Origin of the sequence: Streptomyces sp. CB02923 (genome assembly GCF_001905005.1) — a bacterium.
Taxonomy (GTDB): domain Bacteria; phylum Actinomycetota; class Actinomycetes; order Streptomycetales; family Streptomycetaceae; genus Streptomyces.
The window spans coordinates 30,168-44,191 of the sequence record NZ_LWKZ01000010.1 but is presented as its reverse complement, the minus strand read 5'-3'; the positions used below and the strand labels follow the sequence as shown (position 1 = coordinate 44,191).

The 14,024-nt window shown below is 72.7% G+C and carries 9 protein-coding genes; 5 read left to right on the top strand and 4 right to left on the bottom strand.

The genetic code is table 11. The annotated features are described in order from the left end of the window. Positions 1 to 38 precede the first annotated feature (38 nt). On the bottom strand, positions 39 to 1,193 hold the full coding sequence (locus A6A06_RS11360; protein WP_073761098.1) for a glycosyltransferase: 1,155 nt from the start codon (positions 1,191 to 1,193) through the stop codon (positions 39 to 41). Further along, positions 1,180 to 4,152 carry a bifunctional glycosyltransferase/CDP-glycerol:glycerophosphate glycerophosphotransferase gene (locus tag A6A06_RS11355; protein WP_073761116.1) on the bottom strand — a complete coding sequence of 991 codons (2,973 nt, stop codon included), beginning with the start codon at positions 4,150 to 4,152 and terminating at the stop codon, positions 1,180 to 1,182. Before A6A06_RS11355 ends, A6A06_RS11360 begins: the two co-directional genes overlap by 14 nt. Before the next feature lie 214 nt (positions 4,153 to 4,366). Between A6A06_RS11355 and A6A06_RS11350 the strand changes: the two genes are divergently transcribed. The 3 genes from A6A06_RS11350 to A6A06_RS11340 all read left to right on the top strand — a co-directional run bounded on the left by A6A06_RS11350 (position 4,367) and on the right by A6A06_RS11340 (position 8,766). Further along, a complete protein-coding gene (locus tag A6A06_RS11350) occupies positions 4,367 to 7,186 on the top strand; it encodes a YfhO family protein (protein ID WP_242440687.1) in 2,820 nt (939 codons plus the stop codon). 63 nt (positions 7,187 to 7,249) lie between these two features. Then, positions 7,250 to 8,221 (top strand): glycosyltransferase family 2 protein, encoded by a 972-nt coding sequence (locus A6A06_RS11345; protein WP_073761097.1) that lies wholly within the window; start codon positions 7,250 to 7,252, stop codon positions 8,219 to 8,221. Continuing rightward, entirely contained in the window at positions 8,218 to 8,766 is a 549-nt protein-coding gene (locus tag A6A06_RS11340; protein ID WP_079193948.1) for a GtrA family protein, read from the top strand. The genes A6A06_RS11345 and A6A06_RS11340 overlap by 4 nt, the downstream gene beginning before the upstream one ends. Here A6A06_RS11340 and A6A06_RS11335 read toward each other — a convergent pair. Further along, on the bottom strand, positions 8,736 to 10,973 hold the full coding sequence (locus A6A06_RS11335; protein WP_242440686.1) for a PIG-L family deacetylase: 2,238 nt from the start codon (positions 10,971 to 10,973) through the stop codon (positions 8,736 to 8,738). The genes A6A06_RS11340 and A6A06_RS11335 overlap by 31 nt on opposite strands. Before the next feature lie 299 nt (positions 10,974 to 11,272). Continuing rightward, positions 11,273 to 11,905 (bottom strand): TetR/AcrR family transcriptional regulator, encoded by a 633-nt coding sequence (locus tag A6A06_RS11330; protein WP_079193947.1) that lies wholly within the window; start codon positions 11,903 to 11,905, stop codon positions 11,273 to 11,275. Between the two features lie 254 nt (positions 11,906 to 12,159). On the opposite strand from A6A06_RS11330, the gene A6A06_RS11325 reads away from it, so the two are divergent. Together A6A06_RS11325 and A6A06_RS11320 are read left to right on the top strand one after the other, a co-directional pair. After that, on the top strand, positions 12,160 to 13,089 hold the full coding sequence (locus A6A06_RS11325) for an ABC transporter permease (RefSeq protein ID WP_073761095.1): 930 nt from the start codon (positions 12,160 to 12,162) through the stop codon (positions 13,087 to 13,089). 22 nt (positions 13,090 to 13,111) lie between these two features. After that, the gene (locus A6A06_RS11320) at positions 13,112 to 13,987 is read left to right on the top strand and encodes an ABC transporter ATP-binding protein (RefSeq protein ID WP_443333732.1); all 876 of its coding nucleotides are present in this window, start codon (positions 13,112 to 13,114) and stop codon (positions 13,985 to 13,987) included. The last annotated feature ends 37 nt before the right edge of the window (positions 13,988 to 14,024 follow it).

The following is a 14,024-nucleotide window of genomic DNA, read 5'->3' as shown; positions in this document are numbered from 1 at the left end:
ACCGGCCCCGCGGCGCGCGGCGGGGCCGGTCCGGGGCCTCAGCGCTCCAGCAGGGCGAAGAGGTGCTCCCAGCGCTCGGTGATCCGGTCGGTCGAGTAGCGCTGGACGTTCTCCCGCGCCGCCGTGCCGAACCGGTCGCGCAGCTCCTTGTCGGAGATCAGCGTGCCGATGTGGCGGGCCAGTTCGGTGGTGTTGCCGACCACGGCCAGCAGGCCGTCCTCACCGTCCCGCACGATCTCGTGGACGCCGGGCGCGCAGTCGAAGGCCGCGCACGGCACGCCGCTGGCCATCGCCTCCATGAGGGAGAGCGGGAAGCCCTCGGCCCGGGAGGACTGGGCGAAGACGGACGCGCCGCGCAGTGCCTCCGCCACGTCGTCGGTACGGCCCATGAAGGCGACGGAGCCGTCCAGTCCGAGTGTGGCGGCCTGCTTCTTGAGGGTCTCCTCGTCGTCCCCGGAGCCGTAGATGCGCAGCGTCCAGTCCGGGTGGTCCGGCGCGACCATGGCCCAGGTGTCCAGGAGCAGGTCGACGCCCTTCTCGTCGGAGAGCCGGCCGATGCTGGCGACGACCTTGGCGGTGCGGTCCGAGGGCACCTCCGGCGTCACCGGCAGCGGGTTGGGCATGAAGTCCGCGTTGTCCATGCCCTGGCGGATCCACAGGTCGGCGTCCTCGCGGGTGAGGGCGAGCAGCCGGTCCACGTCCTTGTAGTGCTTCTTGACCCGCCCGAAGCGCGAGGACTTGCGGCAGGCGTCGAAGGATTCGTGGGTCATGCCGACGACCGGCAGGCCCGCGGTGTCGGCGAGCCCGACCCACTCCATGGCCCACACCTGCGTCACGATGACCACGCCGCCCGGCCGGGCGGCGCCGAACAGCGCGCTGAGCTTGTCCGCCTGTTCCTGCATGCCCGCCTGGCGTGCGGCGCGGCGCCGCTGTTCGGCGATGTTCAGGCGCCCCTTGATGCCGCGGGCGGCCGGTACGGCCTTGGGCGGATGCGCGTCGTAGAGGGTCGTGGTCGCGTACGGCAGGTCGTCGCCGAGGTCGGCGCGCAGCTCCTCGGGGGCCGGTACGACGCCGATGACGTGCACGCGGTGGCCGCTGTCGGTGAAGAGCCGGGCCATCTGGTGGGACCAGGTGGTCACACCGCCCATCTCGTCGACGTTGTTGGAGACGATGAAGATGTCACGCCCGGTCATGGGCTTCCCCCTTCACGGGAGCGCCGCTGTGCGCGGAGCCGCTGATGACGGTGGTGCCGGGCAGCGCGCCGCCGCGCGCCGGGCCGCTGTCCGCGGCGGGTGGCGTGCCGCCGCCGAAGAACCGGTCGACGACCGTGCGGGCCGCGTCGCCCTGGTCGTACTCGCCGAACTCGTCGGTGAAGCGGCGCCGCGCCGCGCGGTGCCCGTCGTCCGCCGCCTTGAGTCCCTCGATCGCGTCGAAGAGTTCCCCGGCCGTGCCCAGGACCGGGCCCGGCGCCTTCTCCTTGAGGTCGAAGTAGGTGCCGCGGGCCTCGTTGGCGTACTCGTCGTAGTCGTACGCGAAGAACAGCATCGGCCGGTCGAGCAGGGCGTAGTCGAACATCACGGAGGAGTAGTCCGTGATCATGCCGTCGGCCAGCTGGAGCACCGGGGTGATGTCGTGGTGCCCGGTGACGTCGATGACCTTGCCGCGGACGGACGGCGGCAGCACCACGTTGTTCAGGTAGTGCGAGCGCATCAGCAGCACGAAGCGGTCACCGAAGCGCTCGGCGAACTCGTCCACGTCGAAGGGCGGTTCGAAGCCGCGGACCGCGCCGTTGGGGTTGGCGCGGAAGGTCGGCGCGTACAGCAGCACGGTCTTGTCCGCGGGGATGCCCAGCTCCTCGGCGAGCGGGCCGCGTTCGCGCACGCCGCTCGCCTCCTCGGCGCGGCGCGTCGCGACCAGCGCGTCGTTGCGCGGGTAGCCGCTGCGCAGCAGCACCTCGTCGCGCAGCCGGAAGGCGTTGGCCAGGGTCCGTACGTCGTGCTCGGAGCGGACCAGGAAGTGGTCGAAGCGGTCCAGGACCTTCTGGTACTCCTCCTTGGCGCCCCGCGTCTTGAGCTTCAGGCTCGGCTCGTCGAAGCCCATGCGCTTGAGGGCGGAGCCGTGCCAGGTCTGGATGTAGGTGGTCTCCGGGCGCTTGGCCAGGCGCAGCGGGAAGCCCTGGTTGTCGATCCAGAACTCGGCCTGGGCGAGGGCGCGCAGGTACGGCCAGCTCCAGCGCTGGACGAGGGTGGCGTCCTTGGGGAAGCCCTCCGGCTTCTTGCCGTCGTAGGCCCATACGGCTTCGAAGTCGACGCCCTGGCGGCGCATCTCCTCGTAGATGGCGCGGGGGCTGTCGCTGTACTGCTTGCCGAGGTGGCTCTCGAAGACGACCAGGCCCTTGTGGACGGGCAGCTTGCTGAACACCTCGTGGTAGACGCGCAGCTTGGTCTCGCCGGAGTTCAGGTCGCTGCGGGCCTTGCGGGCCTTGCGCACGCCGCTCTTGGCGAGGTCGGCGGCGGGGCTGCGCAGCGCCTGGCGCAGCATCTCGTTGGTGCGCCGGGCCGCCTTGCCCTGGGCGTCCAGGACGAAGGTGAGGTGGCCGCGCTTGGAGGTGGCGGGCTCGACGCGGTCGGAGACCAGCCGGGTGAGCCGGGGGCGGACCCGCAGCGCGTGGGCGCTGTCCAGGTCGACGCCGCCGACGGTCAGGCGGGTGCGGGTGGTGACGCCGTCGACGTCCAGGATCAGCCGGACGTCCCAGACGGCGTCGATGACGCCGAGGGGGCGCAGCCGGCGGGCGAGGTCCAGTTCGGCGTCCCAGTGCAGGCCGTCGCCGGCGATGCGCAGCGAGGTCAGCGGGAAGGAGAACGCCTGGAGGCTCTTGCGGCGGGCCTTGAGTTCGAGCCGGCCGCGCAGCGGGGTGCCGGGGGTGACCTTGCCGAGCGGGTTGACGACCGTGCCGGCCAGCCGGACGGTGCCGAGCCCGTCGTCCTCGTAGGTGGTCAGCTGGTTGCGCAGGAACAGCTTGCCGACGGAGCGGGTGTGGTAGCCGGCGTCGGTGACGTCCAGGACCCGGCGGCCCTCGGGGTCGTCGAGGTGCTCGGCGCACCAGTAGACGCGGCCGTCGCGCTCGGCGAGCGGCGAGGAGAGCTTGTCGCGGTTGATGAGGCTGTCCACCGCGGGCATCAGGTTGTGCCAGTCCTCCTGGGCCAGGAGGTAGGCGCAGATCGCCTGGATGGGCTGGACCCGCTCGTACGCCTCGGGGGCGATGCCGGCGAGGTAGCCGTTGGCCATCCGGGCGAACTCGCGGCGGTACTCCTCGTCCAGCAGCGGAAGATCACGCAGATGCAGCACGAGGTCGTGCTTGAGGAACTTGACGTCCTTGTGGAACTTCAGCTCGTCGAGTCCGCCGCGCTCCAGCAGTTCGTCCACCCGGCGGTGGATCTCCATGCGGTGCGCGAAGTTGGCGATCTCGTGGCGCCGGTTGCTGATCGACTTCGTGGCGGCCTTCTCGAAGACGTTCCAGAAGTAGACGTGGTTGGGGATCAGCGTGATCCGCCGGGCCGCCACGTACGCCTGGGCCGAGAAGAGCAGGTCCTCGTAGTGGATGCCGACGGGGAAGACGAGCCCGGCCTCCAGGAGGAACGCACGCCGGTAGCACTTGTTGGTCGACAGCGTGTCGAAGACCAGCAGGTCGGGCAGTTCGGAGACGGACTCGATGGTGCGGGTCCTGGAGTACAGCCAGGGGTACCACTCGGTCTGCTTGCGGTTGCGGGAGTCGACGTTGACCCGTACGCACATGCCGGACACCAGGTCGGCGCCGGTGCGCTCGGCGGCCTCCAGCATGTTGCGGCAGGCGTTGTGCTCCAGGACGTCGTCGCTGTCCAGGAACATCACGTACGAGCCGGTGGCGTGCTGGACGCCGTGGTTGCGGGGCGCCCCGCAGCCACCGCTGTTCTCCGGCAGCTGCAGCGCCCGCACCCGGTCGGGGTGGGCGGCGGCGAGCTGCCGGGCCACGTCGAAGGATCTGTCCGTGCTGCAGTCGTCGACGATCAGAACTTCGACTCCGTGGAGCGTCTGGTCCAGTACGGACCGGACGGCCGTCGGTAGCCGGTCGGCGTCGTTGTAGACGATCACGACTACGGAGACGTCAGGCACGGGCACCCCAATCCTCTTTTCATAGCGCTGCGGGACCCCAAAGCTACCTTGGCCCGCGACCGGCCCGGCACGCCGTCGACCGGTGCACGAGCGCACGTTCGCCGCCGCACCTTGCTCTTGTCAAACCGCATTATTGCGGACATTTGGCTTACCGTAGGACTCTCGCCCCGGGGACGATCACCCGCATCGGGAACCGGGTCGGGACATGCCGTACATGAAAAGCGGATCACCCGAAAGCGGTATCTACTCGTTCAAGACGCAGGTGAGCAGGGAAGCGCGGCGCCTCGTGAATGTGACCTTCGAAATGCTGACCGCGCCGGTGAAGCGACTGGCCACACCACGTTTCGCGCCGCCTTTCGCGGCTTTGCTGGCCATGGGCGCCTATTGCCTCGGTATGACGATGCTGGGCAGCTATCCGTTCGGTACCCGCTCCCGTGCCGTGAATGACCTCGGAAATCAGTTCGTACCGTTCCACGCCCATCTGTGGGACCTGCTGCACGGCAGCACCACCGGCGACCTGGCCTTCAACTGGAACAGCGGCTACGGCGCGCCCTTCCTCGCCGACTTCTTCACCTATCTGATGAATCCGTTCTCCTGGCTGGTCGGCCTGTTCCCCCGCGAGCTGGCCGAACTGCCGGTGTTCCTCGTCACGCTGGGCTGCATCGGCCTGGGCACCGCACTGATGACCGCCTTCCTCGGACGGGTGCACCCCGGCTCGCCCTGGCTGCGCGCGCTCCTCGCGGTGGGCTACGGCACCTGCGCCTGGGTCGTGAGCGACGGCACCGCCGACCCCATGTGGATGTGGGGCCTGGTCTCGCTGCCCCTGACCGGCATCGCCGCCGACTGGTGCCTGCACCGGCGCCACTGGGCGGCCGGCACCCTGCTCGTCGGCGTGTCCTGGGCCGGGAACTTCTACACCGCGGCGATGGCCACCCTCGCCATGGCCCTGGTGCTCGCCCTGCGCCTGCTCCTCGCCACGGACCTCTCCGTACGGCACCGGCTGCGCGCGCTCGCCCGCGCCGCCGCCATGGCACCGGCCGGCATCCTGCTGGCGGCCCCCGTGATCATCGTCACCCTCAAGGCCAGCAAGGCGTCCCGGCCCGCCCCGGAGGCCGTCTACCGCGGCCGGCCGCCGACGCTGGACTTCGTCGCGGAGCTGCTGCCCGGCGGGCGCGGCTCGGTGCCCGCGCCGCACCTGTTCATCGGGATGCTGGGACTGCTGCTGGTGGCGGCGTTCCCGTTCGTCCGCGCCGTCCCGCCGCGCACCCGTATCGCCTGGTACGGGCTGGCCGCCGGTGTCGCGGTCTCCTTCGTGTGGAAGCCGACGCTGCTGGTCTGGCACGGTCTGGCGATCCCCAACGGCAGCCCGTACCGCGCCTCCTTCGTGCTCAGCGCGCTGCTGGTGATCATCGCCTGGCTGGCGCTGGCGCACCGGCCGCGGCCCCGCGAGCTGGCGGCCGGCGCCGCGCTGGTCGCCCTGCTCGCCGCGCTGTGCCACGGCCGCAGCGTGGTCGGCCCGGCCACCTGGATCCTGGTGCCGGTGTGCGGCGCGGTGGCGCTCGGATCGCTGGTGGCACTGGCCCGGCACGGCGCGCACCGAACCGTACGCATCACCGTCGCCACCGCTCTGACCTGCACGGTCTTCCTCGGCTCGGCCTACGCGGCGTTCTCCGTGACGGCCGCTCGGGACAAGCTCGCATGGTGGGGGCCGAAGATCACACTCAATGACCGGGCACTCGCCGCCCACCGGGGCATCAAGGAACGCGAGGACTGGCCGCGCTCCCGCACCGACCCCGGCCCGCACGAGTTCGCCAACAACGACCCGCTGCTGCTGGGCGGCGAGGGCGGCTCGTACTACAGCAGCTACCTGCCGCAACGGACCGCGCGCACGCTGCGCGAGATGGGCGGCGGCTGGTACATCCACGGCCGTCACACCCGCAGCCTCGAAGACCCCGTCAGCCGCGCGGTCATGGGCGTGAGCAGCTTCCAGACCGGGCCGCAGGCCGGCCCGGTCGACGTGGGGCGGTCCGCCGCGGCACCCCTGCTGACCGTACGGCCCGGCCTGTCGGCGGACGCCCTCGACCAGCGGCGGCGCGGGGCCGCCGCGCGGGGCATCGACGTACGCGCCGATCCGCGGGTCGGCGGCGGCTCGGTCTTCGCCCGGCAGGAGCGACTGCTGGGCGCACGGGTGTACGAGGTGCCCGCGCTGCGGCCGGCGGGTGACGGCAGCGGGGGCGCCGGGGGCGGTCCGGCCGCGGGGAGCCATTCGGTGGCGGGGCCTCCGGGGGCCGGGGCCACCGGGGGCGGACCTGCCGCGCCCGGACCTCCGGGCGCGGCCGTGCGTCCGGTGCCGCGCCTGGTCGACGGCGAGTGGCGGCTGCCGGCCACCCGCCGGGGCGGCGCGACCGTCTTCACGGCCCGGTGCGCGCCGGGCTCCGCCGCCTTCTGGTACGCGCCCTGGTACCACGGCAAGGTGCGGGCCCTCGGCCACACCTCCCCGGGGTTCGGCGCCCGGGAGACGACGGCGAACCCGGTCAGGGCCCTGGGCACGGTCCCGGCCGCCGGACGGCTGACGGTGTCCTTCAGCAGCCTGAAGGCCCAGCGCGTCCCCGGCCACCCGCTCGGCTGTCTGGCGCCGAAGAAGCTCGCCGCCGCCGTCGCCCGGCTGCGCGAGCGGGCTGCGGTACGGCTCTCGTCGAGCGGGCACGGGCTGTCCGCCGGGCTGCCCGCGCGCAGCACCGGCACGGCCGTCCTCGCGGTTCCGGCCGTCACCGGCTGGAGCTGCCGGGTGGACGGGGGTGCCGCCCGCGCCCCGCACTCGTTCGGCGGTCTGATCGCCGTACCGCTGGGGGCGGGCGCCGCGCGGCTGGACTGCTCGTACCGGCCCCCCGGGCTGGTGCCGGGTCTGGCGGCGAGCGGCGCCGCGCTGGCGGTGCCGATCGCGGTGGCCGTCACCTGCGGTGTGCGGCGGCGCCGGGGCGGAGGAGACCGCCCGACCCCTTCACTCCCAAATCGTGACATCTCATCTCATTAGTAGAATTACTGCTTGGGACGTGGTGGCTCCTGCCGCGCTCCGCCCCGGCGAAAGGGCCCCCTCATGAAGCTCTCAGTCGTTGTCCCCTGTTACGACGAAGAGGAAGTCATCGGGCGCTTCGACGAGGAGATCCGCGAGGTGCTCGGCGAACTCGCCGTCGAATACGAGCTGTGCTACGTCGACGACGGCAGCTCCGACGGCACGCTGCACCGGATACGCACCCTCGCCCAGCAGCACCGCCCCACCACCCGCTACGTCTCCTTCAGCCGTAACTTCGGCAAGGAGTCCGCGATGCTCGCGGGCCTGAAGGAGGCCACCGGCGACGCCGTCATCCTCATGGACGCCGACCTCCAGCACCCGCCCCGGCTCATCGAGAAGATGCTCGACCTCTACCAGCTCGGCCACGACCAGGTCGTCGCCAAGCGCAGCCGGGACGGCGACAAGCCGCTGCGCAGTGTGTGCAGCCGGCTGTACTACCGCGCGGTCAACAAGTGGGTCGACGTGGAACTGACCGACGGCGTCGGTGACTTCCGGCTGCTGTCGCGCACCGCCGTGGACGCGCTGGTGTCGCTGCCCGAGTACAACCGCTTCTCCAAGGGCCTGTTCTCCTGGATAGGCTTCGACACCGTCACCTTCGACTACCGCAACGCCCGGCGGGAGGGCGGCGCGACCAAGTGGCACTTCGGCTCCCTGGTCAACTACGGCATCGACGGCATGATCTCCTTCAACAGCCGCCCGCTGCGGGTGGCCATCTACACGGGCCTGAGCCTGGCCGCGCTGGCCGGCGGGTACGCCCTGTGGATCGTCGGCGCCGCGGTCGCCGGCGGCATCACCGCGCCCGGCTATGTGACGCTGGTGGCGATCATCGTGGGCCTGGGCGGCCTCCAGATGGTGATGCTCGGCCTGATCGGCGAGTACATCGGCCGCATCTACTACGAGACCAAGCGGCGCCCGCACTTCCTGGTCAAGGAGACCAACGGGACGACACCCACGCACACCCCCACGGCCCGGATCGCCGGCCGGACGCGCCGATGACGCGCCGGCCGGACCGCCGTCGGCCGCGGGGCGGGCCGGGCCGGTTCCCGCGGGGCCGCTTCCGGCCGGCCCGGCTGCTGCGCTTCGCCGCCGTCGGCGGCGTCAACACGCTGACCTTCTACGGGTGCTACCTGGCGCTGCACCCCTGGATGCCGTACTTCGCCGCCTACACGATCGCGTTCCTGTGCAGCATGGTGGGCTCGTTCTTCCTGAACACCCGCTTCACCTACCGCACCCGGCCCACCTGGAAGAAGTTCCTGCTCTTCCCGCTCACCCAGGTCACCAACTACTCGGTGCAGAGCGCGGGCCTGGTCGCCCTGGTGAACTGGTGCGGGCTGAGCACCCGGGCCGCCCCCCTGGTCGCGGCGGTGCTCGCGATCCCGTTCACCTATCTGGTGTCCACGCGCATCCTCGTGCCGCGGCGGACCGGGCCCGTACGGGACGTGGACGCCCCTACCGGCGGGAACCACCGCCGTACGGGTGATCGCGCGAAGGGCCGTACGGGTGACGAGGCTCAGCCGGTGCGCTCCGCCGGGCCGGTCTGACCCCGCCGGGCCGGCTGCGCCGTCCACTCCTGGAAGCGGCCGTCCGCCCCCGCGTCCCGCTGCCGCACCACGTGCAGCCGCCCGTCGTTGCCGAGGACGGCCAGCACCGCGCGCCCGTCGGTGTCCTGCCCGACCGCCGCGGCACCCGAATGCGGCACCTTCCCCGTCAGCCAGCGGCCCGGCGTGTCCTGCTCCGCGTCGCTGAGCGCGTACCGCAGCAGGCCCGCGTTGTCCCGGCCCGCGAGCACCACCGTCCGCGCGGGCTTGCCGACGGCCGCAGCGGCCACCCGCCCGTACCCGCCGACCGGCTCGTACCGCGCCGTCAGCCGCCAGGAACCGGGCTTCGGCCGCCGCTCGGCGAGCAGCACACGGGCCGTGGCGCTCTGCCGGTACGCGAGACACACCCGGCCGTCGCCCAGCGGGGCCAGGCTCAGCGGGCCCGCGGGCTCGGGCAGGCCGGTGCCGCCGGTGGGTTCCGGTATCCGCCCCGGCTCCTTCGACACCCAGTGGTGCACCGCCCGGTCGCTGGGCGCCACCACGTGGACCAGCCCCTCGGAGTCCACGCACGCGTCCAGCCCGTCGACGATGCCGGGCACCCGGCCCGCCGCGCCGCCGGGAGCCTCCGGCGCCTCCAGGAGCCGCCACAGCGACCAGTCGCCGCTCCTGGCGCCGCTGCGGTAGGCGATGCCGCCCCGCCAGTCGCGGGCGAAGACGTGCACCGTGCCGTCCTGGCCGACGGCCGCCGCCGGGAAGCCCGTCTCCAGGGACCGGACCGGGGCGGCGTCCGGAGCGCCCAGCGACTCCCACGCCCCGAAGGCCGGGACGCCGTTGCGGGCGGTGCCGTTCTGCAGGGCGGTCAGCAGCTCGCGGCGGTGCGCGTGGTTGCGTGCGGGCAGGACCGTACGGGAGGCGAAGAGGCGGAGCGCGCCGCCGGGGTGGCTCACGGCGTGGATCTGGCCCTGGAGGAAGCCGCCCCCGAGCCGGTGCGGGCCGCTGAAGGTGCCGTTGCCCGGCGCGGTCTCGGCCCAGCACACGGCGGAGCCGTCCAGGACGGCGAAGGCGGCCAGCCGGCCGTCCTTCAGGGGGCGCAGCCAGCTGTTCGAGCCGGGGGCGCGCAGCCGGGTGCTCCGCGTCCAGTTGCGTGACCAGCCGTCGAACGCCGAGCCGCCGACCTTGCGGTCGCCGCAGCCCGCCCGGTCACCGCAGTCGCGGCCGTCGGCCCAGCCGTAGACGGACAGCAGCTCGCCCTTGCGCCGGGCGGTCGGCACATCGACGCTGTTCGGCAGCACGCCCGCCTCGTAGCCGAGGTAGCTCTCCACGACGGTGGGGCGGCCGTGCCCGCGGTCCCAGTAGCCCGCCAGCGCCGCCTGCGCGAAGTAGGCGGAGCTGATGTGGTCCTGGTGGTCGTGGTAGAGCAGCCCGCCGCCCGGCCCGGAATCGCCGGCGGGCGGCGGCTGGTGCGGGGCGTGCACCGCGTTCGGGTCGAGGGTGCGCACCACGGTGGGCCGCACCCGTTCCAGCAGCGCGATCAGCGACTCGACGACCTGCTCGCGGGTGTACTGGAACGTGCGCTGTACGGGGGTGCCCTCCGAACGCAGCGTGGGCAGCGCGTCGATGGCGCCGAGCCACAGGCCGCGCAGGCTTCGCGCGCGCGGCCCGGAGACGGTCCGCGCCTCCACCAGCTCCATGAAGACGAGCTGGTTCCGCGGCGCGGCGCGCAGCGTCTGGATCTCGACCTGGAAGCCGGGCAGCAGGGAGACCGCCTCCATGTCCCAGGGGCTGAGCGGGTCGCCGGTGGCCATCACCGCGTGCGCGGCCCGCAGCCCGTTGGTACGGGCCCGCGCGAACGCCGGGCGGTCGCGCGGCGGCACCCGGTCCCCGCGCCCGTGCTCGGCGGCGTTGCGGCCGTCGGACTCGCCGCCGGTCAGACACACCGTCACCGAGCGGGCGCCGCTGCGCACCGACTGCTCCAGCGCCGGGTTCATGAAGTACAGGGAGTCGTCGGCGTGCGCGATGACGTGCAGGAACGCCGGGGCCGCACCGGACGCGGCGGCCTCCCGCGCCTGAGCGGACCCGTCGGCCCGGGACAGCGGGGCGCGCGGGCCGAGCCGGGCCCACGCCGCGGCCCCGGCGGTGACCGCGGCCGCTCCGCCCCCGGCGGCCTGGAGCAGACGCCTTCGGGACACGCGGGGCGGGGGCGTCGGCACAGGGCTGGTCCTCCTTGGCGCCCGGCAGCGCCCGGGTCGCAACGGATCGGCTCACACCGGGAGGAGCCGCCTGGACCGTGTCTTTCGGATCACCCTGGGTCCGGCTGATCCACACGACACGCCCCAGCTGGATGCACCACCTCAGTATTCGGTGGTGCGGTACGCGCCGCGCGCCCGATTAGCCCATGCCCTCGGCGGAGCGCCGGGCCGCGGGACGCGGCAGGGGAGCCCCCGCCCCGGCCCTCGGCCGCTCCGCCGTCCGCCTCCGCCAGGCCCCCGTTCTCCGCCTCCGCCGCTGCCTACACCTCCAGCGCCGATGCCACCGCGAGCGCCAGTTCGTCGAGGTAGTCCTTCGGGAGGCCGTCGCGCACGACCATCAGCCGCCAGTAGAGCGGTCCGGTCATCAGGTCCAGCGCCAGGCGCACGTCGACGCCCGGCCGCAGCTCGCCGCGCTCCACCGCGCGGGCCACCACCGCCGACGCGACGCCCTGCTGGCTGTCGAGCAGAGCGGCCCGCAGCGCTTCGGCGATCTCCGGGCTGCGCGCCGCCTCGGCCAGCAGGTCCGGGACGATCTGCGACGCCATCGGGTGCCGCAGCGCCCGTGCCGCGACCTCCAGCAGCATCCGCACGTCGCCGCGCAGCGACCCGGTGTCCGGAGTCGGCAGGCCCTCGGCGGCCACCGCCGAGACCACGTCCAGCACGAGGTGCAGCTTGGAGCGCCACCGCCGGTAGACGGCGGTCTTGCCGACACCCGCCCGCCGGGCGATGCCCTCGATGGACATCCGCGCGAACCCCACCGCCGCCAGCTCCGCGAAGACCGCGGCGCGGATCGCCTCGGTCTTCTCCTCGCGGAGCACGGCGGCCCCGGCGGGCGCCCGCCGCCCGCCCGGCACGCCCGGCGCCCTGGTCATTTCACTGCCGTCCTTTGCCATGCCTTGATCGTAGCGTCGCGACGCAACGGTTGCGTTTCGACGTCGGGCGGTCGTACGCTCAGCACCGTAGCGACGATACGGGACCGTTCTGACGTAACGGGGCCGTCCGTACGGCCGTCCCCACGGACCGTGCACGCGCCGTCCGCACGTGACGGAGCCGTTCTCACGTCGCCGCCCGCCCGGCAGGGCACCCGTCGCCGTCGGCAGCGGCGGCACCCGGCCCCGCCCTCACCCACCCGGAGGCGACCGCCCTCATGACCCAGACCCTCGCCCCGCCGGCCGCCGCCGAGGCGTCACCCGCGGTCGCCGCCGTACCGCCCGACCCCGGCCTGCGCGCCCTGGCGGAGCAGTACGGCCTGACCGTCAGCGGCGCCCGCCCGCCGCTGCCGGAGTACACCCGCCGCCTATGGGCCCGCCGCCACTTCATCGCGTCCTTCGCCACCGCCCGGCTGACCGCCATGTACACCACGGCGCGCCTGGGCCAGCTCTGGCAGGTGATGACGCCGCTGCTCAACGCGGGCGTCTACTACTTGATCTTCGGCGTGCTGCTGCACACCAGCCGCGGCATCCCGAACTTCATCCCGTTCCTGTGCACCGGGATCTTCGTCTTCACCTTCACCCAGTCCACGGTCCTGGCCGGGACCCGCGCCGTCTCCGGCAGCCTCGGCCTGGTCCGCGCCCTGCACTTCCCGCGCGCCGCGCTGCCCGTCGCGTACACCCTCATCCAGCTCCAGCAGCTCATCTGTTCCATGGGTGTGCTGGCGGCCATCGTGCTGATCTGCGGCGTACCGGTGACGTGGCACTGGCTGCTGATGGTGCCCGCCCTGCTGCTCCAGTCGGTCTTCAACACCGGCCTCGCCCTGGTCATGGCCCGCGTCGGCGCGAAGACCACGGACACCGCGCAGCTGATGCCGTTCGTCCTGCGCACCTGGATGTACGTCTCCGGTGTCTTCTACAACCTCTCCGCGTTCACGAGCACCGCGCCCCACCTGGTCTCGGTGGCCCTGAACTGCAATCCCGCCCTGATCTACATCGACCTGATGCGGTACGCCCTGATCGACACGGTGCGCGCGCAGGACCTGCCGCCGCACGTGTGGCCGCTGGCCTTCGGCTGGGCCGTGCTGGCCGGCGTCGCCGGATACGTCTTCTTCTGGAAGGCGGAGGAGGAGTACGGCCGTGGCTGAGACCACCATCGAACACACCACCGTGCCGCCCGGCACCCTCGCCGACGGCCACGCTCCCACGGGTGCCATTGCCGACGGCCGCGCCCCCACCGTCATCGCCGACAACGTCCACATCGTCTACAAGGTGCACGGCGGCAGCACGGGGAAGGGCAGCGCGACCGCCGCCCTCCAGCGGCTCGTCCGCCGAGGGCCCGCAGCCGGGGTGCGGGAGGTGCACGCCGTCAAAGGCGTCACCTTCGTCGCCCACAAGGGTGAGGCGATCGGTCTGATCGGCTCCAACGGCTCGGGGAAGTCCACGCTGCTGCGTGCCGTCGCCGGACTGCTCCCGCCCGCCGCCGGCCGCGTCTACACCCGCGGCCAGCCGTCCCTGCTGGGCGTGAACGCGGCCCTGATGAACGACCTGACCGGTGAGCGCAACGTCGTCCTGGGCGGCCTCGCCATGGGCATGTCCCGCGAGGAGGTCCGCGACCGCTACCCGGGCATCGTCGACTTCTCCGGCATCAACGAGAAGGGCGACTTCATCTCGCTGCCGATGCGCACGTACTCCTCCGGCATGGCGGCCCGGCTGCGCTTCTCCATCGCCGCGGCGAAGAGCCACGACGTCCTGATGATCGACGAGGCCCTGGCCACCGGCGACCGCGCCTTCCAGAAACGCTCCGAGGCCCGCATCCGCGAACTCCGCGCGGAGGCCGGCACGGTCTTCCTGGTCAGCCACAACAACAACGCCATCCGCGACACCTGCGACCGCGTGCTGTGGCTGGAGAAGGGCGAACTGGTGATGGACGGCCCTACGGAGGACGTCGTTTCGGCGTACGAGCGAGGCACCATTCCCAGCCCGACCGGTGGCCCAAGCCCGTCCGGCATTCCCAGCCCGTCCGGGGGCGCCTCCCAGCGGTAGCCGGGGGAGATCGAGGACGAGCGAAGCGACAAAGCGG

Excerpts from the sequence above, each read along its gene's own strand:
- A6A06_RS11340 (WP_079193948.1), top strand. The coding sequence starts at position 8,218 with ATGACGCGCCGGCCGGACCGCCGTCGGCCGCGGGGCGGGCCGGGCCGG.
- A6A06_RS11325 (WP_073761095.1), top strand. The coding sequence starts at position 12,160 with ATGACCCAGACCCTCGCCCCGCCGGCCGCCGCCGAGGCGTCACCCGCG.
- A6A06_RS11330 (WP_079193947.1), bottom strand. The coding sequence starts at position 11,905 with ATGGCAAAGGACGGCAGTGAAATGACCAGGGCGCCGGGCGTGCCGGGC.
- A6A06_RS11360 (WP_073761098.1), bottom strand. The coding sequence starts at position 1,193 with ATGACCGGGCGTGACATCTTCATCGTCTCCAACAACGTCGACGAGATG.
- A6A06_RS11345 (WP_073761097.1), top strand. The coding sequence starts at position 7,250 with ATGAAGCTCTCAGTCGTTGTCCCCTGTTACGACGAAGAGGAAGTCATC.
- A6A06_RS11350 (WP_242440687.1), top strand. The coding sequence starts at position 4,367 with ATGAAAAGCGGATCACCCGAAAGCGGTATCTACTCGTTCAAGACGCAG.